Origin of the sequence: Streptomyces sp. HSW2009 (assembly GCF_040240285.1) — a bacterium.
In the GTDB taxonomy this organism is placed as follows: Bacteria; Actinomycetota; Actinomycetes; order Streptomycetales; family Streptomycetaceae; genus Streptomyces.
Window position 1 is genome coordinate 1 of sequence record NZ_JBEHZD010001329.1, and the last position, 23,476, is coordinate 23,476.

Consider the following 23,476-nt stretch of genomic DNA (forward strand, 5'->3'; position numbering starts at 1 on the left):
CCCCCCCCCCCCCCCCCCCCCGGGCGGCCCCCCCGCCCCCCCCGGCCCCGGGGGGGGGGGGGGGGCCGATGTGCGTGGTGTTACGGGGCGGTCCGGGGCGCCAGGAAGGCGCGGGCGCCTCGGAGGGTGTGGCCACCCGGGTGGCCGGGCGGGTCGCCGGGGGCGGGGGCGTACGTCGAACGTGCGCCGCCAGACTGTGCGCCGCCGGCCACGACAGGTGCCCAGGTCAGGTGCCCAGGTCAGGGCCCCACCCGTCAGGTGAGCAGTTGGCCGCCGTCCACCGGCAGACTCGTACCCGTGATGTGCGCGGCGGCGTCGCTGGCCAGGAAGACGACCGCGGCGGCGACGTCCTCCATGGCGGCCATCTTGCGCAGCGGGATGCGGCTCTCCCACGCCTGGCGCTGGGGCGAGCCCTCCGGCATGCCGACCGCCAGCATCTCGGTGAGCACCGGACCGGGTGCCACCGCGTTGACCCGGATGCCGTGCTCGGCCAGTTCGATGGCGGCCCAGCGGGTGAGTGCGTCCACCGCCGCCTTGCTGCTCTCGTAGCCACCCATGCCCGGGGTGGGTTGCCGGCCGCCGATCGACGACAGGTTGACGACCGTGCCGGCGGTGCCCGCCGCCACCATGCGCTGCGCGACGTGCTGGGTCATCAGGAAGGTGCCCACCACATTGGTCCGCAAGATGGTGTCCAGGTCGCTGCCGGCCAGCTCCAGCAGGCTGCCGTGGATGGTGAGCAGCCCCGCGTTGTTCACCAGCACCTCGATGGTGCCGAACTCCTTGTTTATGGCGTCGAGTTCGCTGATGATCGAGGTCGCGTCGGTGATGTCGAGTACCCGGCTGTGTACGCCGAGTTCGGCCGCCGTGGCGGCGACGCGCTCCGCGTCCCGGTCGGCGATCACCACGGTGTCACCCGCCGCGGCGAAGGCGGCGGCCACGGCGCGACCGATTCCGCCGGCCCCACCGGTGACAAGCACGGTACGTGTGCGCTTCATCATCACTCCCCTCGCGCCACAACCCCTGTTGCGGCGTCGGCCGTATAGTATACAAGTGTAGACGAAAAAGCCGAGGCTTCCGGGAGGAGCTTTGAGCACTACGCAGTCCGTGCCACGCCGCCAGTTGGGGCCCGGTGGCCCCGATGTTCCGGTGCTGGCGCTGGGGTCCTGGAACACCTGGGACCGGATGGAATTCGATGACGCGGTGGCCCTGATCGCCCGGGCCGCGGAGCTCGATTGCGCCTTCTTCGACGTCGCGTACTACAACATGGGTCCGCACGCGGAGAACGCCCGCACCGACCTGATCTTCGGCCGCGCCGTACGGGAGGCCGGTCTCGCCCGGGCCGACTGGCAGTTCTGCGGCAAGCTCTGGCTCTGGGACTACCCCACCACCGGGTTCACCGAGCAGATGGAGACCTCGCTGGAGCGGGTGGGTGTGGAGCGGGCCGACACGGTGGTGGTCGGCGACTACTTCGGCGAGCTCGACGTGGCGCGGGTGGTCACCGACGTCGCCGAGCAGATCGAGGCCGGCCGCTTCGACACCTGGGGCGTCAACAACTGGCAGTACCGCGACCTGCGTGCGGCGATCGACATCGCACGGGAACGCGGCCTGGTGCCACCCACCTTCGCGCAGCTCAAGTACGGGCTGGTGCGCAGGTCGATGGCCGAGGGTGACTACTACGCGCCGCTCTTCGACTCCGGAGAGCTCGCCCTTCAGGCGTCCGACGTCTTCGAGGGCGGCATGCTGGTGGGCAACCTGAAGCCGGCCCGCAAGATCGGCGCCGACGTCGGCGGCATCCGCGAGCGCATCGCCGCCTCGTTCGGCGAGGTGCAGCGGCTGGCCGAGTCCCTGGGTGCCTCGCCCGCCCAGTTGGGCATCGCCTTCTGTCTGGCCAACCCCGGCACAGCCAACGTCCTCGTCGGGGTCTCCCGACAGGCTCAGCTCGAAGACAACGTCGGCGCGATCGCGCTGCTCGACCGGGTGGGTGCTGAGGCGCTGCGCGAGGCGGTGGCGGGCCTGTGGCTCGACCGCGACGTCGCGGCGGACGGCACCTGGTGAAGCGGGCCGCCCCCGGGCGCATCCGCACCGGCTCAACCCCCGTAGCACAACACTTCAGGAGGACACCATGACCGCACCCAGCACGCCCGTCTCGCCCGGCTCTCCCGACCGCATCGTCGAGATCGCGATCGGTTACATGGGGGCGAAGCAGCTCTTCGCCGCCGCCCGTACCGGCATCTTCCGTGCGCTGGTCGACGGCGAGCGCGACGTGGCCGAACTGGCCGCCGCGACCGGGGTCAGCGAGCGGATGGCGCGGATACTCGCCGACGCCATGAACGGCCTGGGGCTGCTTGAGCGCCGTGAGGGCCGCTACCGGCTGACGCCGGACGCCGCCGCCCACCTGACCGGTGAGGGCGAGCTCGACCTGCACCCCTTCCTGTCCTTCCTGAACGAGATCAGCTACGGCCACTGGCTCCAGTTCGACACCACCGTCGACACCACCAAGCCCGGTGACCTGGCCATGGACGAGGAGCGGTGGAAGTCGTTCATGGCCGGCGTCATGCGCTACAACGCGCTGCACGCCGCCATGCTCGCCCGCACCTTCGACTTCGGCCCCTACCGCTCCCTGCTCGACCTCGGCGGTCTCTCGCCGGCCTTCGCCATCGGCGCGCTCCAGGCCAACCCGGAGCTCTCGGCCCGCTTCGTCTTCGACCCGGCCTCCACCGAGGCCATCGCCGAGGCGCTGGCCGCGGCCGGCCTCACTGAGCGGGGCCAGATCGACCCGGCGCCCACCGACTCGGCCAACCCCGGCGGCGACCACGACCTGGTCATGGTCAACCACGTGATCCACCGCTTCACGGCCGAGCAGAACCGCGTCATCCTGGCCAATGCCCGGGCCGCCGCCCGCGCGGGCGCCACCCTGCTGCTGCTGGACTTCCTGCTCGACGACGACGAGCGGCAGCGCCCGATCGACGCCCTGCACGCCGGGGAATACCTGGTCATCGACGGTACGGTGGTCTACCCCGAGTCCGAGGTGACCGAGTGGCTGACGGCCGCCGGATGGCGTCAGCGCGAGGTACTTGCGCTGCCCGGCAGCCCGCGCGTTATCGTCGCGGAAGCGGTCTGACGCCGACCCGTAACACCCGGCTGAACAACGGCCCCGCCCCTGCCAATTTGGCTGTGGCGGGGCCATTGCCTTTTTTGCCGACGTCCGTAGACTAACGGCCACGACACGTGAGATGGCGGGCAAGGGAACATCTGATCCACCCCCCGTCTTTGGGCTGAGCGTTGCGATGGCGAAGAGGACAGCGGTTTTCCTCTCCCGGCTCGATCTGGCATCAGCGCCCCTCTTACTTGAGAGAAGATTCCATGCAGAGGATCTGGAGAGCCACACTTGTCGCGGTCATCGCCCTCGCGCTGGCCGCCTGTACGAACGCCGGAGCGGACTCCGGCAGCGGACCCGTCGAGAAGATCAAGATCGGCACCCTTCTCGACGTCACCTCCTGGGACCCGGCCCTGGCCGACATCGGCTTCGACGGTCCCTACCTGTCAGCCGTCTACGACCCCCTGGTGGCCCTGGACAAGGACTCCCACCCGGTCCCCGCACTCGCCACGTCCTGGACGTACTCGCGAGACCAGCGGATACTCACCATGCGACTGCGCTCCGGTGTCACCTTCACCGACGGGCAGCCGTTCAACGCGGCAGCCGCGGTGCAAAACCTCCAGCACCTGCAAAGGGGCGTGCGCTCCGGCCAGACGTACGCCAACGTCACCGGCATCCGCGAGGTGGACGCGAACACCATCGCCCTCCACCTCAAGAAGAAGGACGACGCCCTCCTCTACAACATGGGGCTCGGGCGGAGCTGGATGGCCTCACCCGCCGCGATCAAGGCGAAGTCGCTCGCGATGCAACCCGTCGGCTCGGGCCCGTACACCTTCAACACGGGGAAGTCGACACCCGGCTCGGAATACGTCTTCAGCAAGAAGGCCCAGCACTGGGACCGGAAGACCTACCCCTTCGACTCCGTGAACATCTTCCCGATCTCCGACCCGACCGCCAGCTTCAACGCCATGCTCTCGGGTCAACTCAACGTCGCCTACGCCAATGCGGCCGACATCCCGCACGCCAAGCGCAACAGTTGGAACATCTCAGCCAAGGTCGCCACCTGGGTCGGCATCCAATTCACCGACCGCACCGGCAAACAGCTCAAGCCACTGGGTGACCTGCGCGTCCGCCAGGCGATCAACCACGCCTTCGACGGCGCAGCCATCCTCAAGTCGGTGGGCCAGGGCGCCGGGGTCGCCACCAACCAGGTCTTCCCCGCCGGAGACCCCGCCTACGACCCCACGCTCAACGACCGGTACGCCTTCGACATGGACAAGGCCAAGCAACTGATGGCCGACGCCGGCTACGCCGACGGCTTCAAGGTGACCATGCCGATGTCGTCGATCTTCCAAGCCTGGCAGCCGGCCGTCCAGCAGATTCTCGGCCAGCTCGGCATCAAGGTGACCTGGAAGAACCTGTCGCCGGCCGACTACCAGAAGAACGCGTCGACCTACCCCATGTTCGTCGCAGTGGTGGCACTCGACTCCAACTCGGCGGCGTCGGTCGACGGCCGGATCGCCTCCCAGCAGTGGTTCAACCCGAACCCCTCCACCGAAGCGTTCCCGAAGCTCCACCAGCTCCTCGGGGACATCGACACCACCACGGGCAAGGAACAACTCGCCCACATCCGCGAGCTCAACGCCGCGGTCACCGACCAGGCTTGGCAGAACGTCTGGTACCAGGCGGACAACACCTACTTCAGCAAGAAGGGCGTCACGGTGACCCCCATCACCGGGATGATGTTCCCGACCCTGCGGTTCATCCAGCGCGGCTAGTTCCCGTAACGGCGGTGGTCACCCGGTGCGCGGATGACCACCGCCCCCAGAGGGGTCCTTACATGATCAGATTCACCATTCGGCGTCTGCTGTCAGGAGTCGTACTCCTGGTGGTCGTCACGTCCGCCTCGTTCTTCCTGGCCCACCTGGCCATCGGCGATCCCACCGCCGCCCTGCTCGGCGACAGCGCCACTCCGGCCCAACGGGCGGCGATGCGCGAGCAACTCGGCCTGGACCGCCCGCTCATGACACAGTTCTGGGACTGGGCAAGCCACGCCGTACGAGGCGACTTCGGCACCTCGTGGCGTAACTTCCAGCCCGTCTCCGACCAGATCAGCCTACGCGTTCCCGTCACCCTTTCGATCGTGATAGCCGCCACGCTGCTCGCGGCGGTCATCGGCCTCGTCGTGGGTGTCGCCACCGGGCTGCGCCCGACCGGCGTCCTCTCCCGCGTCCTGGGGCTTGCCTCGGTCGTGCTGTTCGCCCTCCCCGGCTTCTGGGTGAGCCTGATGCTGGTGATGGCCTTCGCGATCAAACTCCAGTGGTTCCCGGCCGTCGGCTACGTACCGTTCTCCCACTCCGGCAGCGGCTGGCTGCGCTCCATCACCCTGCCATCGGTCGCCCTCGCGCTCGGCGCCATCGTGATGATCGCCGAACAGCTCCGCAACGGCTTCCTAGAGGTCAACAACCAGGACTTCGTCCGTACGCTGCGGGCCCGCGGGCTCTCCGCGCGCCGGGTGACGGTGCACGTGCTGCGCAACGCGTCGCCGGCCGCGCTCACCGTGCTCGCGGTGATGTTCGTCGGGTTGCTCGGCGGTGCGGTCGTCGTCGAAATCATCTTCAACCTGCCGGGCATCGGCAGCCTGACCCAGTCGGCCTCCCAGATCGGCGACATCCCGGTCCTGCTCGGACTCACCGTCGTCACCGTGGTGTTCGTCGTCGTCGTCAACTTCCTGCTCGACCTCGTGCTCGGGTGGGTCAACCCGAAGGTGCGCGAGAAATGACCGTTGCCGCATCACCCGAAGCGACCGCGCCCGTCCCCACCAAGCACGGTCTGTGGACCCGCTACCTGCGCCGACCCGTCGGCGTCGCCGCCCTCGCGGTCTTCCTCCTGGTGGTTCTCGCCGGGTTGTTCGCCCCCCTGCTCGCCCCGCACGACCCCAACTTCGTCGACTTCGCCCTCACCCAGGCATCGCCCGACTCAAGCCACTGGATGGGCGGTGACTCGGCCGGCCGGGACATCCTCAGCCGACTGTTGTTCGGTGCGCGAACCACCCTGTACGGGGCGGCCGTCGCCTGTCTGACGGGCATCGCGCTCGGTGTGCCCTCCGGGGTGGCCGCCGGCTACTTCGGCGGGCTCACCGACCGGGTCTTCTCCTGGATCAGCGACGGCGTGCAGTCCGTACCCGGCATGATCGTGCTGCTCATCGTGGCCGCCGGCACCGGCGCCGACTTCACCATCCTGATGGTGACCGTGGGCGCGTTCATGGCACCCGGCTACTACCGCATCTCGCGCTCCAAGGCGCTCGCCGTGCGCCAGGAGCCCTACATCGACGCCGCCCGCGTCGCCGGACTCACCCACCTCAAGATCCTGCACACCCACGTACTGCGCGCCGTACACGCCCCCGTGATCATCCAGTCGGCGCTCACCGCCGGCATCGCGATGGGCATGCAGACCGGCCTCCAGTTCCTCGGCATCGGCACCGCGTCCGACGCCAACTGGGGCCAGATGATGAACGACGGGTTCCGCACCATGCTGAACCACCCGCTCATCCTGCTGTGGCCATCCGCCGCGCTCGGCATCACCATCGCCGCCCTCGCCTTCATGGGCTCCACCCTCGCCGACCTGGTGAGCGTACGGTCCGAACCCGCACCCCGGAGCCGGCGCGGCGCCGAGCCGGTCAGCGAGGCGGCGACCAGCAAGAGCGGCGACATGGTGCACCCGCTTGAAGCCAGTGCGCTGCGCATCGACAACCTGCGCGTCAGCTACCGCACCGCACACGGCGACAAGCAGGTCGTCCGCGGCGTCTGCCTGGACGTCGCCCCCGGCGAGGTGCTCGGCATCGTCGGCGAATCGGGCTCGGGCAAGTCCCAGACCGTCTTCTCCGCGCTCGACCTGCTGCCCGCCGACGGCCGCGCCGTCGCCGACGGCATCTGGCTCGGCGGCCAGAGCATCGGCGACCTGCCGCGGGCCAGCCGGCACGCCCTGCTCGGCACCCAGATCGGTTACGTGCCGCAGGAGCCCATGAGCAACCTTGACCCCTGCTACACGGTCGGGCACCAACTCGTGGAGCCGCTGCGGGCGGTGCACAAGCTCTCCAAGACCGAGGCGAAGGAGCGGGCCCGCAAGATGCTGCTGCGGGTCGGCATCACCGACCCCGACCGCGTCATGGCATCCCACCCGCACCAGATCTCCGGCGGCATGGCGCAGCGCGTCCTGATCGCCGGCGCGGTCGCCGGCAACCCCAGCCTGCTGGTGGCCGACGAACCGACCACCGCCCTGGACGTCACCGTTCAGGCCGAGGTGCTGGAGTTGCTGCGTGAGCTCCAGCAGGAGTTCCAGATGGCGCTGGTCATCGTCACCCACAACTTCGGTGTGGTCGCCGACATCTGCGACCGGGTCGCGGTCATGAAGGACGGCCGGGTCATCGAGACCGGCACCGTCGACCAGATCTTCGCCAACCCCAGCGACCCCTACACCGCTGAGCTCATCCACGCCTCGCAGGACGACACCGAGAGCCGCGCCGACCTGGACGCGGCCTGGAGCACGGCCGGACGGACGGTGCACTCATGAACACGGAACCGCGCGAAGCCACCCCGCTGCTCCAGGTGGACGACCTCGTCGTCGACTACCGCAGGGGCCGCACCACCTTCCGCGCCCTCAAGGGTGTGTCGATGACCATCGCACCCGGCGAGTGCGTGGGCCTGGTCGGCGAGAGCGGATCGGGCAAGTCGACGCTGGGCAAGGCCATCCTGGGCCTGGCCGAGGTGGCGTCGGGCCGCATCACCTTCGACGGCGCCGACATCACCCACGCCAAGGGCGCCGCCCGGCGCAGGCTGGCCGCCGACCTCCAGGTCGTCTTCCAGGACCCGTACGGCTCGCTCGACCCGACACTGACCGTCGGTCAGATCCTCGCCGAGCCGCTGACCGCATCGGGCACCAGCAAGGCGGACGCGCGCAAGGCGGTCGCCGAGATGCTGGAGCAGGTGAAGCTGCCAGCCGACACCGTGACCCGCTACCCCAGCGAGTTCTCCGGCGGCCAGCGGCAGCGGATCGCGATCGCCCGCGCACTGGTGCGCCGACCGCGGCTGATCGTCTGCGACGAACCGGTCAGCGCGCTCGACTTGACCACCCAGTCGACGGTCATCGACCTGTTCATCGACATCCAGCGCGAGACCGGCGTCTCCTACCTGTTCGTCTCCCACGACCTCGGCGTGGTCCGGCGCATCTGTCACCGGGTTTCGGTGATGTACCAGGGAGAATGCGTGGAGACCGGACCGAACGAGACGATCACGCGCAACCCCGAGCACTCCTACACCCGTCGGCTGCTCCTGGCCTCCCCGGTCGCCGACCCGGCACGGCAGGCCGAGCGACGGCGGAGCTGGCTCGGACTTCGTGCGACGGCGGGGTCGCCAGTACCGTAGGGACAACTATGCCGAAGATTATCGACCACGATCAGCGACGGCGAGAGATCGTCGCCGTCGCCAAGAAGCTCATCATCCAGGGCGGTTTCGAGGCCGCGACCATGAGGAGCATCGTCGCTGAGGCGGGTTTCGCCAATGGTGCGCTCAAGCGTTACTTCCCCAGCAAAGACAGCATCGTGGCCGCCACCTTCCAGAGCGTGCTCGCGGAGATGAACGAGCGAATCCTCGAAGCGGACCCCTCGCTCGACCCGCAGGAGGCGCTGCGGCGTGACATCGAAGTGACGCTGCCGCTGGACAAGTACCGCATCGACTCCGCCCGCGTGCTGCTCGCACTGTGGGAGCACTCGATGGCCAACGAGGAACTCGCGGCGGTCTACCGCGAGCACCTCAGGGAGTGGCGCCGGCGGCTGGCGGTACGGATCGCGGCGGCGCGCGGCAGGGACGAACCCTGCGACGCGCCGACCGTGCTCGAACTCGCGGGGGAGGTCATCGGCATGTCGATCGGGGCCAACGTCACCTCCCTGATGTTCCCCGACGGCGCGCTGATCCCCGAGCACCGCGCGTACGTCGACCGGCTGATGCGCAACATCATCGACTGATCCGGTTCCCGCGGTGTCTGCGCGGGGCCGTGACGAAGGCCAAGAAAAGGATCTTGTATGGACGTACGAGGCCGGCTCTTCATAGGCGGCGAGTGGACCGCCGCCACCGACGGGGCGGAGTTCACCACCCACGACCCCGCCACCGGAACGGTCCTGGCGACCTGCGCCGAGGCCGGGCAGGCGGACGTGGACGCCGCCGTGGACGCGGCCCGCGCCGCCCTGGCCGACCCGGCGTGGGCCGCCCTGCCCGCGGCCGAACGCGCCAGGCTGCTGTGGCGGGTCGCCGAACTCATCGAACGCGACGCCGACCACCTCGCCGAACTGGAGACCCGCGACCAGGGACAGCCCCTGGGGGTGGCGCGCGGCGTCAGCGTCGCCGGGGCCGCGGAACACTTCCGCTACTACGCGGGCTGGGTCACCAAGATCGAGGGGACCGTCAGCCCGGTCTCCTTCCCGAACACCCTGCACTTCACCCGCCGCGAACCGGTCGGGGTGTGCGCGCTCATCACACCCTGGAACTTCCCCCTGATGATCGCGGCGTGGAAGCTGGCCCCGGCGCTGGCCTGCGGTAACACCGTGATCCTCAAGCCAGCCGAACAGACCCCGCTGACCAGCGAGCACCTGGTGCGGCTGTGCGCGGAGGCGGGCTTCCCACCCGGGGTGGTCAACCTGATCACCGGCGGCCCCACCGCGGGCAAGGCCCTGGTGGCCCACCCCCGGGTGGACAAGGTCTCCTTCACCGGCTCCACCGAGGTGGGCCAGGAGATCGTCCGGGCCTCCGCGGACGACCTCAAGCGCGTCACCCTGGAACTCGGCGGCAAGGCACCCAGCATCATCGCCAGGGACGCCGACATCGATGCCGCCGTACGGGGCAACGTCCAGGGTGCGCTGCTCAACAGCGGCCAGGTGTGCGCCGCCTACGCCCGCTTCTACGTGGACCGCAGCCGCGCGGAGGAGTTCACCGAGAAGCTCGCCGCCGCCGTCTCGGCGCTGCGCCTCGGCCCTGGCCTTGCCGCCGACACCCAACTGGGTCCGCTGGTCACCGGCGAACACCTGGCTCGGGTGGACGCCCTGGTCAAGGAGGGGGTGGGGGAGGGCGCCGAACTGGTCACCGGCGGGCTGCGCGCCGACGGCGACCTGGCGGCCGGCAACTTCTACCGGCCCACCGTCTTCGCCGGCGTGCGCGATGACATGACCATCGCCCGTCAGGAGGTCTTCGGCCCCGTGCTGCCCGTCCTCACCTACGAGGACGAGGACGAACTCGCGGCCCGCGCCAACGACACCCGCTACGGCCTGGCGGCTGCGGTGTGGACCTCCGACCTGGCCACCGCACACCGGCTGGCGGGCGACGTCCGGGCCGGCGCGGTGTTCGTCAACATGCCGCCGATACCCGACCCGGCCGCGCCCTGGGGTGGCTTCGGGGCCAGCGGCTGGGGGCGGGAGATGGGCTCCGCCGCGCTGGATGTGTTCACCGAGACCAAGGGCGTATGGATGCACCACGGGTGATCCGTCCGACCGTACAAGAGGAGAGACAGATGAGTCAGGACCCAGCCGACCACGAGGGCGTGCACGCGGCCGTACAGGCATACGTGTCGGCGGTCAGCGTCGCCGACCCGAAGGCGGTACGGGCGGCCTTCCGCCCCGACGCGCACATGTGGGGCTACCTGGGCGAGGAGTTCGTCTCGGCGCCGATCGAGGCGTTCTGCGAGGTGGTCGCCGCCGACACGGACAGCGCGCAGTGGAGCCGGGACTACACGTACGCCATCCGGTCGGTGGAGATCAGCGGCGAGGTGGCGGTGGCCGTCCTGGACGAGTTCGGCTACCAGGGCCACGACTTCACCAACCACTTCTCCCTGGTCCGCCAGGACGGTGAGTGGCGGATAGCCGGCAAGACCTTCTTCCGCCGCGATGCGGCGGCCGGCGCCGAGCCGCAGGGCTGAACAGTAGGGCTGTGTTGTGAGGCTGTGCAGTAGATCCGGACAGTAGGTCTCAGCGATAAGGCTGAGTGACAAGAGGGCTGAGCGACAAAGAGGAAAGTCAACAGTGCTCTCCTGTACGGCAGTTGGCCCCCGCGGCGGCGTCCGCAGGGGCCAACTGGTCTGGGTGGGTGTCTCAGGCGAGCGTGACCTCGACCGGCAGGTGCTTGATGCCGTTGACGAAGTTGGAGCGCACCCGGGGGACCTCGCCGGTCAGCCTGATGTCCGCCAGCCGCGGCACCAGCTCCTCGAACAGGATGCGGATCTCCGTACGGGCCAGCAGGTTGCCCAGACACAGGTGCGGGCTGCCCTTGCCGAAGGTCAGGTGGTCGTTGTCGCGGCGTGCCACGTCGAAGCGGTACGGATCGGGGAACACCTCCTCGTCCCGGTTGCCGGAGGCGAACCACATCACCACCTTGTCCCCCTCCTTGATCCGCTTGCCGCCCAGTTCGGTGTCCCGGGTGGCGGTCCGGCGGAAGTGGTAGACGGGCGAGGCCCAGCGCAGGAACTCCTCGACCGCGCCGGGGATTAGCGCGGGGTCATCGCGTAGCCGGGCGAGCTGGTCGGGGTGTTGGAGCAGGGCCAGCATGGCGTGGCTGATGGTGTGCCGGGTGGTCTCGTTGCCGGCGACCACCAGCAGCAGGAAGTAGTTGTCGAAGTCGGTGTCCGAGAGCGGCACCCCGTCCCGCGGCACCTCGTTGACCAGCTTGGACACCAGGTCGCCGGCGTCACCCCCGCGCCGCTGCCGGGCCAGCTCGCGCCCGTAGGCGAAGACTTCGAGCGAGGCGGGGGAGCGGAACGGCAGATCGCGGTAGCGCTCGCTCTCCTCGCTGTCCAGCAGCACATCGGCGTAGTCGGGGTCGGTGTGACCGATGATGCGGTTGCCCCAGTTGATGAGCTGCTGGTTGTCCTCGGGCGGCACGTCGAGCAGCCGGGCCAGCACGTTGATGGGGAAGTCGGCCGAGACCTCCTTGACGAAGTCGAAGCTGCCCTTGGCCAGCGCCGCGTCCAAGGTGGTGGCGGTCAGGCCGCGCAGGAAGTCGGTGTAGCTGTTGATGACGCGGGCGCCGAACTGCCGCTGGAGCAGGCTGCGCAGCGCCCGGTGGCGTACGCCGTCCAGTTCCAGGAGCGAGGCCCGCCGCTTGATCTGGTCCTCGTCCACCTCCTCCAGGTTGACGAACTTGGTGGAGGTGAACGTCTCGGCGTCGCGGTCGACGCGGGCGATGTCGGCGTGCCGGGTGACGGCCCAGAAGCCGGCGTTCGGCGCGGGCTCGGGCTGCCAGTGCACCGGGTCGGCGTGGCGCAGCGTGTGGAACATCCGCCAGGGTGTGACGCCGTCCGTGAAGTGGTCCAGGTCGGCGAGGTCCACCTGGGCCAGCGGCAGCGGCTCACGCACCGCGTCGGCGATGGCCTGCGGGTCGGGTTGGCTCGGGGGCTGGGTCATGGGCGCGCGACTCCTTGCCGTCACAGGTGGTAGGCGTACTCGGTGAACTCCCAGTCGGTGACGTGCCGGTGGAAGCGGGTGACCTCGTCGCGCTTGTACGAGAGGTAGGAGGCGGTGAAGTCCTTGCCGAGGAGTTCGGTCAGCGCGGTGTCCGCCTCCAGGGCGTCCAGCGCCGCGGGCAGGCTGGTCGGCAAGGTGGCCGAGCGCGCACTGTCGTAGCCGTAACCCTCCAGCGGGGCGGGTGGCTCATCGCCCGCCAGGATGCCGAGCAGGGCCGCGGCGAGGGTGCCGGCGATCAGCAGGTACGGGTTGGCGCTCGCGTCGCCGAGGCGCAGTTCGAGCCGGGAGCCGGCGCCGCGCTCGGGCGGGATGCGGACCATGGCGCTGCGGTTGTCCAGGCCCCAGTCGATGAGCCAGGGTGCCAGCGTGTCGGGCCCGAGCCGCTTGTAGGAGTTGACCGTCGGGTTGGCCAGCGCGGACAGTGCCGGGGCGTGGGCCAGCACCCCGGCCACCGCGTGCCGGGCGGTGGCGGACAGGGCGTGGGGCGCCGCCGGGTCGGCGAAGGTGTTGTCGCCCGCCGCATCGAGGCACGACAGGTGGAGGTGGAAACCGGAACCGCCGGCGTCGTTGAACGGCTTGGCCATGAAGGTCGCCAGCCGGCCTTCCTTGCGGGCCAGCTCCTTGATCGCCGACTTGAAGCGGAAGGCGCGGTCGGCGGCCTCGGCGGCGTCGCCGTGGGTCAGGTTGATCTCGAACTGGGCGCCGTCGTACTCGTGGTTGCCGCTGCTGACGCCGATGTCGAAGTCGCGCAGCAGGCGCAGGGTGCGCAGCAGGTGGTTGTCCGGGTCGGCGCGCAACCCTGCCGTGTAGACGACCCCGTCGGCCTCGCTGTAGCGCCGCCAACCCTGCTCGGATTCGGGCGCCGCGTCACACAGGAAGTACTCCAACTCGGGCCCCACCACGGGGCGCAAACCGTGTTCGGCCCACCTGTCGAGGACGGCGCGCAGCAGGTCGCGGGGTGACTCGGGGGCCGGCAGGCCGGTGGCCGGGTCGGTGACGTTGCCCAGCACGGTGGCCACCCCGGGCTCCCAGGGCAGTGCGGCCAGGGTGTCGAGGTCGGGGGTGACGCAGATGTCGGGCAACCCGGCGTCGAGCCCACCGGCGACGGAGACCGTGTCGCCCTGTGGGCTGGTGTGGTAGACGGCGCGGCAGAAGGCCAGGCCGTGCGTCATGGCCGAGGGGAGGTGGTCCAGGAGGACGTCCCGGGCCCGTTCGGTGCCGATGAGGTCGGGATAGGTCACCCGGACCACGTCGATGCCTTCGGCGGCCAGTTGTTCCATGCGCCGGCGGACGGCTGGGGTGTCGGATGCGCTCACCGGTTGCTCCTCAGGGGAAGGGGGCGCCTCCCCGGGCCGTGCGGCGCTGGGGGAGAGGGGAGTAAGGGGGGCGGACCTGCGCCGCGGTGGGGCGGCTGCGCACTGCGGTGCGTCGGGAGCCGCCGTTGTTTGACGTCAAACGGTAGGCAGGCCACCGCGCCCCGGCAAGGGGTTGGTCGAAGAAATTTATCCATCCGGATAGGTATTGACCGCGAGGGTGTCGCTTTCTATCTTGTTTGAAGCCAAACGAGTTGCGGTGGTGCCCGCCGTCCCGCGGGCTGACCGGGGCCCGGCCCCTGCGCCGGGCCCCTCATTCCCCTCTTCTCCCCGCCACTGCCCCGCTGCTCCACCGCGCCACAGCCACCCCGCTGCCCCGCCCCACCACCGCACCGCAGCTCCCCCCGCCCCACCACCCCCGAACCCCACGGCACCCGTATCAGGAGGACCGGTCATGAAGGTCGTCGTCGACATGAACACGTGCCAGGACCACGGCCAGTGCGTCTTCGCCGCCCCCGAGGTCTTCAGCTTCGACGACACCGGCCGCCTGGCCTACGTCTCCGACCCCGACGACGCACTGGCCGACGCGGTCGAGGAGGCGGCCGACGTCTGCCCGCTCCAGGCCATCCGGATCGAGGACTGAGCGATGAGCGCCCCCGTCGTCATCGCCGGCGCCGCACTGGCCGGTCTGCGCACCGCAGAACAACTGCGCGCCGCAGGCTGGCTCGGGCCGATCACCCTGGTCGGCGCCGAGCCCCAGCCACCGTACAACCGGCCGCCGCTGTCCAAGGACTTCCTCGCCGGCACGGCCTCGGCCGCCTCCCTCACCTTCCGGCCGCGCGCCAGCGTGGCCGATGCGACCTGGCAACTCGGCACCCGGGTGGTACGCGCCGAACTCGACCGCCGCCTGGTGCACCTGGACGACGGCCGGACGCTGCCCTACCGCGCCCTGGTGGCCGCGACCGGCGTCCGCCCGCGCCGACTGACCTGCCCCGGGCCGCTGCCCGGACGACATGTCGTACGCAACCTGACCGACGCCGAACGGTTGCGCACCGCGCTGCTCGCACCGGGCGCGCGGGTGGTCGTGGTGGGCGCCGGGTTCATCGGCTGTGAGGTCGCCGCCACCGCCGTGGCGCTCGGCGCGGCCAGCGTCACGGTCATCGACCCGCTGCCGCTGCCCCTGCTCCGTTCGCTGGGTGAACTTCTTGCCACTTCCGTACTCGCCCGCCACCAGCGGCGCGGCGTGCGCTTCGCACTCGGCCGCGGCGTCACCGCCTTCACCGGCACCGAACGGGTCACCGGCGTGCAACTGGACGACGGCAGCGAACTCACCGCCGACGTCGTCGTGGAAGCGGTGGGCTCGCTCCCCAACACCGAATGGCTCGCCGACAACGGGCTCGACCTCACCGACGGCGTCCGCACCGACGACCAGCTACGGGTCGGCGCCCGCCCCGAGGTGGTCGCCGTCGGCGACGTGGCCCGCTTCCCCAACGCCCGCTACGACGACCTGCCCCGCCGCGTCGAGCACTGGTCGATGCCCACCGACACCGCCAAACACGCCGCCCGAGTGCTCGCCGCCCACCTCGGCGACGCCCGGGCCGACGCCCACGACCTGCCGCCCTTCACCCCGCTGCCGACGTTCTGGAGCGACCAGCACGACTTCCGCCTCCAGTCCTTCGGCGCCCCGGCGCTCGGCACCGGCGAGGTCCGCGTACTGCACGGCGACCCGGCCGACGAGGGCGACCTCGTCGTCGGCCACCTCCGCCACGGCCGACTGGTCGGCGTGGTCGCCATCGGCGGCCCGGGGGCCACGGCCGCCGCCGCCCGCTTCCGCGCCGACCTGCTCGCGCTGCCAGCCCCGACCGTCACCACCGCAAGGAGCCCCCGTTGACCAGCGTCCGTGGATACTTCCACCCCAAGACCGCGACCGGCGACGCCTCGCTCATCCCGTCGCCCCCCTGGCACTACTCGGGCGACCTGCTGACGATCGAGTACCGCACCGATCCGGCCCGGGTGCGCGAACTGCTGCCGGCGCCGCTGGAACTCGCCGACGAGGACCCCGGCGCGGTCGCGCTGATCTGGGCCGACTGGCAGTCGTGCAGTGCCTCCGGACGGGAACTGCTCGACCCGGTCCTCGCGCAGTACAAGGAGGCGTTCGCCGTCGTCCGCTGCAAGTACCGCGAGCAGACCTACACCCGCTGCGTGTACATCTGGGTGGACAAGGACTTCGCCATCGCCCGCGGGTTGCACCAGGGTTACCCGAAGAAGCTCGGCTCGGTGCACCAGACCCGCCCGCACCCGTACGGGCCCGCCCCGCGGATCGAGGCCGGCGCCCGCTTCGGCGCCACCCTGGCCGCCGCCGACCGCCGCCTGGCCCAGGCCGTCGTCACGCTGCGCGAACCGTCCGAGACCAACGGCTTCGTCAACGGCCACCCGATGGCCCACCACCGCTGGCTGCCCTCCATCGAGAAGGGCGGCGGCCTGGCCCTGGACGAACTCGTCTCCTCCGGCGCCGCCTCCTTCGAAGGCGGCCAGCCCTGGACGGGCGACGCCGAACTCGAACTCTTCGCGGCACCCACCGAAGAACTGGCCCGACTGGAGATCCGCGAACCGATCGCCGCCTACTACCGGCAGGTCGGCGTGGTGTGGGACGGCGGCCGACTCCTGGAGTCCGGCACCTCCGACGCCCAGTGACCCCACCACACCACCTCGACCGTCAGGAGCAACAGGGCATGACCGCACACCTCACCACCGTCGCCGGGGTCACCGTCGACACCCGGCACTGGATCGGCGGTGAACGGGTCGCCTCACCGCAGACCTTCACCGACACCTCACCCATCGACGGCGCGCCCATCGGCGAGAGCGCCCGCGGCGGCCCCACCGACGCCGCCGCGGCCGTGGGGGGGGGGGCGGGCCCCCGCCCCCCCGGGGGCGCCCCCCCCCCGCCGCCCCCCCCCCCCCCCCCCCCCCCCCCGCCGCGCGCCGGGGGGGGGCGCGGGGGGGGGGGGGGGGGGGGGGGGGGGGGGGGGGGGGGGGGGGGGGGGGCGCCCGCGGGGGGGGGGGCGGGGCGCCCCCGCCCCCCCGCCCCACCCCACCCCCCCATCCCAGATCGCAACACCGGTCCAACCCGTCAGACCCACCACAGGGCACCGCCGGCCAGAACCCACCACGCACCACCATCCACCACACCCCCGCCACGCCCCCCGCAAGACCACGCACCGCGCCCGCCCACTCGCTCCGTGCGCATCCCGGAGGGTGTGTCGATAACGCTTTGGCCAGCGCTGCGAAGTCGTTCCGATGGAACCATTGACGACGCGCGGAACGCCGCCTACCTTCCTGTTCACCATTAGGAAACTTTCCTAATAGATGACGCGGCAACGGGGCCCGTCATCTGATCAGCGAAGGGTGGTGGTCAGCCGTGGCCGGTACTCCGGGAACGCCGCGCGTGTTGCGGGCGATGAACGACCGGGCGGCCCTGGACCTCCTCGTGGCGCACGGGCCGCTCACCCGCACCCAGCTCGGCGAGCTGACCGGGCTCTCCAAGCCCACCGCCTCCCAGTTGCTGGCCCGCCTCGCGGCGGCCGGACTGGTCCGCGCCACCGGAACCGCCACCGGCCGCCCCGGCCCCAACGCCCAGCTCTACGAGATCAACGCGAGCATCGCGCACGTCGCGGGCGTCGAGGTGACCCCGCTCCAGATCACCGCCGTCATCGCCGACCTCGCCGGCACGATCGTGGGTGAGCACCGATTGGCTTCCGACGCCACCGGCGAGGAGGCCACCCGCCACACCCCGGCGCTGGTGGCCGCCGCGGTGGACGGCGCGCTGCGGGCCGCGGGGCTCCAGCGCGACGCCCTGCACCGCACCGTGATCGGCACCCCCGGCGCCCTCGACCCCCGCACCGGCGTGCTCCGCTACGCACCCCACCTGCCCGGCTGGCAGTCCCGTTCGCTCCGTACCGAGCTCGATGCGGCGCTCGGCACCCCGGTCGTCATCGAGAACGACGTCAACCTGGTGGCGCTCGCCGAACAGGACCGGGGCACCGCGCAGGACTTCGACGACTTCGTGCTGATCTGGGCGGATGACGGGATCGGCGCCGCGATCGTGCTCGGCGGTTCCCTGTTGCGCGGCGCCACCGGCGGCGCGGGCGAGATCGGCTACATGCCGCTGCCCGGCGCCCCGCTCGCCCGCGGCGCCGAGACGTTCGCCGACCCGGACGCCGGTGGTGGCTTCCAACGCCTCGCCTCGTCCCCGGCCGTCATCGCGCTCGCCGCCGAACACGGCATCACCGCCCCGGACGCGCCGACCGCGCTGGCCCGGGCGCTGGCCACGCCGGGCGCCGGTGACGCGGTCCTGGCCGAGGTGGCCCGCCGGCTGGCCACCGGCATCGCCTCCGTGATCGCCGTGGTCGACCCGGAGTTGGTGGTGCTCGGCGGCGAAGTGCCGCACGCCGGCGGCGAACGATTGCTCGACCTGGTCAGCGCCGAGCTCACCGGGCTCGCGCTGCCCAGGCCGCAGCTACGGCTCAGCGCGCTGGACGACAGCCCGATCCTGATCGGCGCGCTGCGCACCGCGTTGGCCGATGCCCGAGAGACCGTCTTCGACACCGCTTGACCGCCCGCCCGGCGCCCCGTCTGCACCTCCTCCCAGGCCTTCCTCAATTCCCCAATTCCCCGGCTCCCCCGAAATCCCCGAATTCCCCGAATTCCCCGACCGCACCAACGACACGACCGGCCCGGCCAACCTCCGCTCCCCTTCCGTACTCCATATCTATCTCCATCCCAGCAGGCCCTTTCCGTACGGCACGGACCGCGCTCCTCGACGTGGTCTGCCCGGCCTGCGCCGGCCGCCGCACTTCTCTTTTCCCATCCCGTCCTCTCCTCGCCGCTAAGGAAGTCCGTCATGCCGCGAACGCGTATGCTCCGCGCTCCGGCCGTCCTCGCCGCCGTGCTCGCCACCAGCGGGTTGCTGCTCGCGGGATGTGCCAATCCCAGCACCGGTAGCGCGAACGACGACCCGACCAAGCCCGTGACCTTGAAGTTCTGGCACGGCTGGGCAGAGAAGAACGAGGTCAAGGCCATCAATGACAGCCTTGACCGCTTTCAGAAACTGCATCCGAACATCAAGGTGAAGGCCACCGGCAACGTCACCGACGTCACCATGAACCAGGCGCTGCGCGCCGGTGGTGGCGATGCGCCGGATGTGGTTTCCTCGTTCACCACCAACAACGTCGGGCAGTACTGCTCTTCCGGTATGTGGGTCAATCTCGACCCCTTCATGAAGAAGACGGGTCTCGATAAGAACAAGGTCTTCCCGAAGACGCTCCTTGACTACACGAGTTTCGAGGGCGAGCAGTGCGCGCTGCCGCTGTTGGCCGACGCGTACGGGCTCTACTACAACAAGGACGCCTTCAAGGAGGCGGGCATCAAGCGGCCTCCGCGTACGATGTCCGAGCTCAAGGAGACGGCCGTCAAGCTCACCCAGGAGAAGGGCGGCGGCTACCAACAGCTCGGCTTCATGCCCAATTTCCGGCTCTACCAGAACAGCCCGGACCGGCTATTCGCGCAGTGGGGACCGCGGTACTTCGACGACAAGGGCAAGGCCAGGCTGGCCGATGAGCCGGCGTCCAAGGACTTCTTCACCACCCAGCGCGACCTGGTCAAGGCGCTCGGCGGTTACAACAAGCTGGAGAAGTTCCGCACCACGTTCGGTGATGAGATGTCGTCCCAGAACGCCTTCCTCACCGGCAAGCTCGCGATGCACATGGACGGCGAATGGCGCGGTCTGATGCTGAACGACGCCAAGGCCGACTTCGAATGGGGCACCGCGCCGATGCCGGTCCCCGATGACCAGGCCGACAGCTACGGCCGCGGTTATCTCACCGGGACGGTGGCCGGCATCGCGCACAGCAGCAAGCACCAGAATGCGGCCTGGGAATTGGTGCGGTTCCTGACCGCCGACACCGACCAGGTCGTCTCCTTCGCCAATGCGATCCACAACGTGCCGTCGACCAAGGCCGCGCTGGCTTCCCCGAAGCTCGACGCCGACCCCACGTTCCGCGCGTTCTTGGACATCGCCCAGCACCCGGACAGCGTCGCGCTCCCGGCCTCCATCAACGGCGGCCAGTACGTCCTGGCGCTCCAGGACTTCGCCTATGACGCCGAGGCCGGAAAGGTCGACGATCTCGACAAGGGACTACGAAAACTCGACGACCAGATAGACGCCGACAACCTCCAAGCGCAGAACTGACGGAGCCCAGCCATGGCAAGATCACCCAAAACAGCGGGGCTCACCCAACCCGCGATACCAGGGCACGCGGCGGAACTGCGCCGAAAGCACCAGCGGGAGCGGCTGCGTACGCTCGGCTTCCTCTCCCCCTGGCTGATCGGCTTCACCGTCTTCTTCGGCTATCCGCTGATCGCCACCGTCTACTTCTCGTTCATGCACTACAACCAGATCGAGCCGGCGACCTTCGTGGGCTGGCGGAACTGGAAGTACGTGTTCGAGCAGATGCCGTTGTTCGGACCCGCGCTGTGGAACACGCTGTGGCTGGTCGTGGTGATAGTGGCGCTGCGCGTCGTCTTCGGCATCGGGATCGGGCTGCTGATCACCAAGTTGAAGACCGGTGTCGGATTCTTCCGTACCGCCTTCTACCTGCCCTATCTGGCGCCGCCGGTGGCCGCCACCGTCGCCTTCGTGTTCCTGCTCAATCCGGGCACCGGGCCGGTCAATGAAATTCTCGGTACGGTCGGCATCGACGCCCCGAACTGGTTCAACGACCCCAATTGGGCCAAGCCGTCCCTGGTCATGCTGTCGCTGTGGGGCATCGGCGACCTGATGGTCATCTTCATGGCGGCACTGCTCGACGTGCCGAAGGAGCAGTACGAGGCGGCCGAGATCGACGGCGCCGGTGCGTTCGCGAAATTCCGCTACATCACCTGGCCGTCGATCCTGCCGATCGTCATGTTCGCGGTGGTCACCGGGACCGTGCAGACCATGCAGTACTACACACAGGCGCTGGTCGCCGGAAAGCTGGCGTCCGGGGTCAGCGTAGGTCCCGGCACCACGATCCAGCCCGGATATCCGGACCATTCCACACTGACCGTGCCGCAGCTCGTCTATTCGCTCGGCTTCCAGAACTTCAACACCGGCGCGGCATGCGTGCTCTCGCTCGTGCTGTTCGCCATCGCCATGGCCGTGACCACCCTGCTCATGCGCAAGCGCGCCGGGCTGCTGACGGCGGAGGACTGATCCATGACCACCACCGCTCTTTCGCCACGCCCGCGCACCACGCGCCCCACACCATCGCCGGCCCAGGCGGCGGCCAGGGCCCGGCGCAAGTCCGTACTGCACTGGATCGCCGTGCACACCGGTGCGCTGGCCGCCGCGCTGTTCTTCCTGCTGCCGTTCGTCTTCGTCTTCCTCACCTCCGTGATGAGCGACGAGCAGGCGATGAGCGGCGAGTTGTGGCCACATGAATGGCGCTGGTCGAACTACGTGGACGTGTTCAATACGCCCGGCTTCCTTACCTGGTGGCGCAATTCGCTGCTGTACGCCGGACTCGGCACGCTCTTCACCGTCTGCTCGTCCATTCCGGTGGCCTATGCGCTGGCCAAATTCCGCTTCCGCGGCCGGCGTGGCGCGATGATCCTGGTGATCTCCACGATGATGCTGCCGCCGCAGGTCATCGTGATCCCGATGTACCTGGTGTGGGCGCAGCAGTTCGGGCTCTCCGGGTCGCTGTGGCCGCTCATCATCCCGATGGCGTTCGGCGACGCGTACTCGATCTTCCTGCTTCGGCAGTTCCTGCTGACGATCCCCAAGGAATATCTGGAGTCCGCCCGGGTTGATGGCTGTGGCGAGATCCGGACGCTGCTCACCATCGTCGTGCCGATGGCCAAGCCGGGCATCGCGGCCATCGCACTGTTCCAGTTCTTCTACTGTTGGAACGACTATTTCGGGCCGCAGATCTATGCGGCGCAAAATCCTGGGGCCTGGACGTTGAGTTACGGTCTTGAGTCCTTCAAGAGCGCACACAGCGTCAACTGGAACCTCACGATGGCCGCGACGCTCCTCGTCATGGCGCCGGTCATCCTCGTCTTCTTCTTTGCACAGAAGGCCTTCGTCGAAGGCGTCACTCTCACCGGAGTAAAGGGCTAATTGGCTATGAAGCTCGCAGTGGTCGGCGGGGGCTCGACCTACACCCCCGAACTCATCGACGGATTCGCCCGGTTGCGCGATGCGCTGCCGCTGACGGAGCTGGTTCTCATCGACCCGGCGGCCGCGCGGCGTGAGCTCATCGGCCGCCTGGCGCAACGCATCTTCGCCAAGCAGGGCCACCCCGGCACCGTCTCCTGGACCTCGGACCTGGACGCGGGCGTGGACGGTGCCGCCGCGGTGCTGCTGCAACTGCGCGTCGGCGGGCAGGCCGCCCGCAACCAGGACGAGACCTGGCCGCTTGAGTGCGGCTGCGTGGGGCAGGAGACCACCGGCGCCGGCGGCCTGGCCAAGGCGCTGCGTACGGTGCCGATCGTCCTCGACATCGCCGAGCGGGTGCGCCGGCGGAACCCGGACGCGTGGATCGTCGACTTCACCAACCCGGTCGGCATCGTCACCCGCGCGCTGCTCACCGCGGGCCACCGCGCGGTCGGCCTGTGCAACGTGGCCATCGGCTTCCAGCGCAAGTTCGCCAAGCTGCTGGACGTGGCCCCGGACCAGATCCACCTGGACCACGTCGGCCTCAACCACCTCACCTGGGAGCGCGGGGTGCGCATCGGCGGCCCCGACGGCGAGAACGTGCTCCCCAAGCTGATCGCGGAGCACGGCGAGGCCATCGCGGCCGACCTGCGGATGCCGCGTGACCTGGTCGACCGGCTCGGCGTGGTCCCCTCGTACTACCTGCGGTACTTCTACGAGCACGACGCGGTCGTGCGGGAGCTGAAGTCCAAGCCGTCGCGGGCGGCCGAGGTGGCGGCGATCGAGCAGCAGTTGCTCGACCTGTACGCGGACCCGGCGCTGGACGAGAAGCCGGAGCTGCTGGGCAAGCGGGGTGGCGCCTTCTACTCCGAGGCCGCCGTCTCGCTGACGTCCTCGCTGCTCGGTGACACGGGCGACGTGCAGGTGGTCAACACCTTCAACAACGGGACGCTGCCGTTCCTGCCGGACGACGCGGTGATCGAGGTGCCGGCCGCGGTGGGCGCAAGTGGCGCGAAGCCGCTGCCGGTGGCGCCGCTTGAGCCGCTGTACACCGGGTTGACCGCGCACGTCACCGCGTACGAGCGGCTGGCCCTGGAGGCCGCGCTGCTCGGTGCGGACGCGGGGGCTGCGGCCGGCCGGCGCGCGGTGTTCGAGGCGCTGCTCGCCCACCCGCTGATCGGCCAGATCGAGTACGCCGACCAGCTCACCGACTCCCTCATCGCGCACAACCAGGAGCACTTGGCGTGGGCCTGACCGGTTCCGTGCTCGCCGTCGACGCGGGCAACAGCAAGACCGACGTGGCCCTGCTCGGCCCGGACGGCACGGTGCTCGGCTCGGCCCGCGGCGGTGGCTGTGTGGTATACACATCT

The 23,476-nt window shown here is 69.9% G+C and carries 21 protein-coding genes; 18 read left to right on the plus strand and 3 right to left on the minus strand.

Annotated features, from left to right (window positions below; all coding sequences use genetic code 11):
* Positions 1–254 precede the first annotated feature (254 nt).
* Positions 255–998, minus strand: a complete 744-nt coding sequence (locus AAHZ94_RS36060) for an SDR family NAD(P)-dependent oxidoreductase (protein WP_349997836.1) — start codon at positions 996–998, stop codon at positions 255–257.
* A gap of 88 nt (positions 999–1,086) precedes the next feature.
* Between AAHZ94_RS36060 and AAHZ94_RS36065 the strand changes: the two genes are divergently transcribed.
* From AAHZ94_RS36065 to AAHZ94_RS36105, 9 genes are all read left to right on the plus strand, one after another.
* Complete coding sequence (locus tag AAHZ94_RS36065; protein WP_349997837.1) at positions 1,087–2,055, plus strand: aldo/keto reductase; 969 nt, start codon at positions 1,087–1,089, stop codon at positions 2,053–2,055.
* 67 nt (positions 2,056–2,122) lie between these two features.
* On the plus strand, positions 2,123–3,121 hold the full coding sequence (locus AAHZ94_RS36070; RefSeq protein ID WP_349997838.1) for a methyltransferase: 999 nt from the start codon (positions 2,123–2,125) through the stop codon (positions 3,119–3,121).
* A 242-nt stretch (positions 3,122–3,363) separates the two neighbouring features.
* Positions 3,364–4,875 carry an ABC transporter substrate-binding protein gene (locus AAHZ94_RS36075; RefSeq protein WP_349997839.1) on the plus strand — a complete coding sequence of 504 codons (1,512 nt, stop codon included), beginning with the start codon at positions 3,364–3,366 and terminating at the stop codon, positions 4,873–4,875.
* Positions 4,876–4,937: 62 nt separating this feature from the next.
* Positions 4,938–5,879 carry an ABC transporter permease gene (locus tag AAHZ94_RS36080; RefSeq protein ID WP_349997840.1) on the plus strand — a complete coding sequence of 314 codons (942 nt, stop codon included), beginning with the start codon at positions 4,938–4,940 and terminating at the stop codon, positions 5,877–5,879.
* Positions 5,876–7,669, plus strand: a complete 1,794-nt coding sequence (locus AAHZ94_RS36085) for a dipeptide/oligopeptide/nickel ABC transporter permease/ATP-binding protein (protein ID WP_349997841.1) — start codon at positions 5,876–5,878, stop codon at positions 7,667–7,669. Before AAHZ94_RS36080 ends, AAHZ94_RS36085 begins: the two co-directional genes overlap by 4 nt.
* Positions 7,666–8,520 (plus strand): ATP-binding cassette domain-containing protein, encoded by an 855-nt coding sequence (locus AAHZ94_RS36090; RefSeq protein WP_349997842.1) that lies wholly within the window; start codon positions 7,666–7,668, stop codon positions 8,518–8,520. The genes AAHZ94_RS36085 and AAHZ94_RS36090 overlap by 4 nt, the downstream gene beginning before the upstream one ends.
* Before the next feature lie 8 nt (positions 8,521–8,528).
* The gene (locus AAHZ94_RS36095) at positions 8,529–9,119 is read left to right on the plus strand and encodes a TetR/AcrR family transcriptional regulator (RefSeq protein WP_349997843.1); all 591 of its coding nucleotides are present in this window, start codon (positions 8,529–8,531) and stop codon (positions 9,117–9,119) included.
* Positions 9,120–9,176: 57 nt separating this feature from the next.
* Complete coding sequence (locus AAHZ94_RS36100; protein ID WP_349997844.1) at positions 9,177–10,625, plus strand: aldehyde dehydrogenase family protein; 1,449 nt, start codon at positions 9,177–9,179, stop codon at positions 10,623–10,625.
* 29 nt (positions 10,626–10,654) lie between these two features.
* Positions 10,655–11,059 (plus strand): nuclear transport factor 2 family protein, encoded by a 405-nt coding sequence (locus AAHZ94_RS36105; protein WP_349997845.1) that lies wholly within the window; start codon positions 10,655–10,657, stop codon positions 11,057–11,059.
* 172 nt (positions 11,060–11,231) lie between these two features.
* On the opposite strand, the gene AAHZ94_RS36110 is transcribed toward AAHZ94_RS36105, so the two are convergent.
* Positions 11,232–12,539: a cytochrome P450 gene (locus AAHZ94_RS36110; RefSeq protein WP_349997846.1), complete on the minus strand. Its 1,308-nt coding sequence runs from the start codon at positions 12,537–12,539 to the stop codon at positions 11,232–11,234.
* 20 nt (positions 12,540–12,559) lie between these two features.
* On the minus strand, positions 12,560–13,915 hold the full coding sequence (locus AAHZ94_RS36115) for a glutamine synthetase family protein (protein WP_349997847.1): 1,356 nt from the start codon (positions 13,913–13,915) through the stop codon (positions 12,560–12,562).
* 451 nt (positions 13,916–14,366) lie between these two features.
* Here AAHZ94_RS36115 and AAHZ94_RS36120 point away from each other — a divergent pair, with 451 nt between their 5' ends.
* The 9 genes from AAHZ94_RS36120 to AAHZ94_RS36160 all read left to right on the plus strand — a co-directional run bounded on the left by AAHZ94_RS36120 (position 14,367) and on the right by AAHZ94_RS36160 (position 23,360).
* A complete protein-coding gene (locus tag AAHZ94_RS36120; protein ID WP_349997848.1) occupies positions 14,367–14,555 on the plus strand; it encodes a ferredoxin in 189 nt (62 codons plus the stop codon).
* A 3-nt stretch (positions 14,556–14,558) separates the two neighbouring features.
* Positions 14,559–15,803, plus strand: coding sequence for an NAD(P)/FAD-dependent oxidoreductase (locus AAHZ94_RS36125; protein ID WP_349997849.1), 1,245 nt, complete (start codon positions 14,559–14,561; stop codon positions 15,801–15,803).
* Positions 15,800–16,606 carry an acetoacetate decarboxylase family protein gene (locus AAHZ94_RS36130; RefSeq protein WP_349997850.1) on the plus strand — a complete coding sequence of 269 codons (807 nt, stop codon included), beginning with the start codon at positions 15,800–15,802 and terminating at the stop codon, positions 16,604–16,606. The genes AAHZ94_RS36125 and AAHZ94_RS36130 overlap by 4 nt, the downstream gene beginning before the upstream one ends.
* Before the next feature lie 38 nt (positions 16,607–16,644).
* Positions 16,645–17,262 carry a hypothetical protein gene (locus AAHZ94_RS36135; protein WP_349997851.1) on the plus strand — a complete coding sequence of 206 codons (618 nt, stop codon included), beginning with the start codon at positions 16,645–16,647 and terminating at the stop codon, positions 17,260–17,262.
* A gap of 107 nt (positions 17,263–17,369) precedes the next feature.
* Positions 17,370–18,524 (plus strand): ROK family protein, encoded by a 1,155-nt coding sequence (locus AAHZ94_RS36140; protein WP_349997857.1) that lies wholly within the window; start codon positions 17,370–17,372, stop codon positions 18,522–18,524.
* A gap of 288 nt (positions 18,525–18,812) precedes the next feature.
* A complete protein-coding gene (locus AAHZ94_RS36145; RefSeq protein WP_349997852.1) occupies positions 18,813–20,159 on the plus strand; it encodes an ABC transporter substrate-binding protein in 1,347 nt (448 codons plus the stop codon).
* 12 nt (positions 20,160–20,171) lie between these two features.
* On the plus strand, positions 20,172–21,161 hold the full coding sequence (locus tag AAHZ94_RS36150; RefSeq protein ID WP_349997853.1) for a carbohydrate ABC transporter permease: 990 nt from the start codon (positions 20,172–20,174) through the stop codon (positions 21,159–21,161).
* Between the two features lie 3 nt (positions 21,162–21,164).
* A complete protein-coding gene (locus AAHZ94_RS36155; protein ID WP_349997854.1) occupies positions 21,165–22,070 on the plus strand; it encodes a carbohydrate ABC transporter permease in 906 nt (301 codons plus the stop codon).
* A gap of 6 nt (positions 22,071–22,076) precedes the next feature.
* Entirely contained in the window at positions 22,077–23,360 is a 1,284-nt protein-coding gene (locus AAHZ94_RS36160; RefSeq protein ID WP_349997856.1) for a 6-phospho-beta-glucosidase, read from the plus strand.
* Positions 23,361–23,476 lie beyond the last annotated feature (116 nt).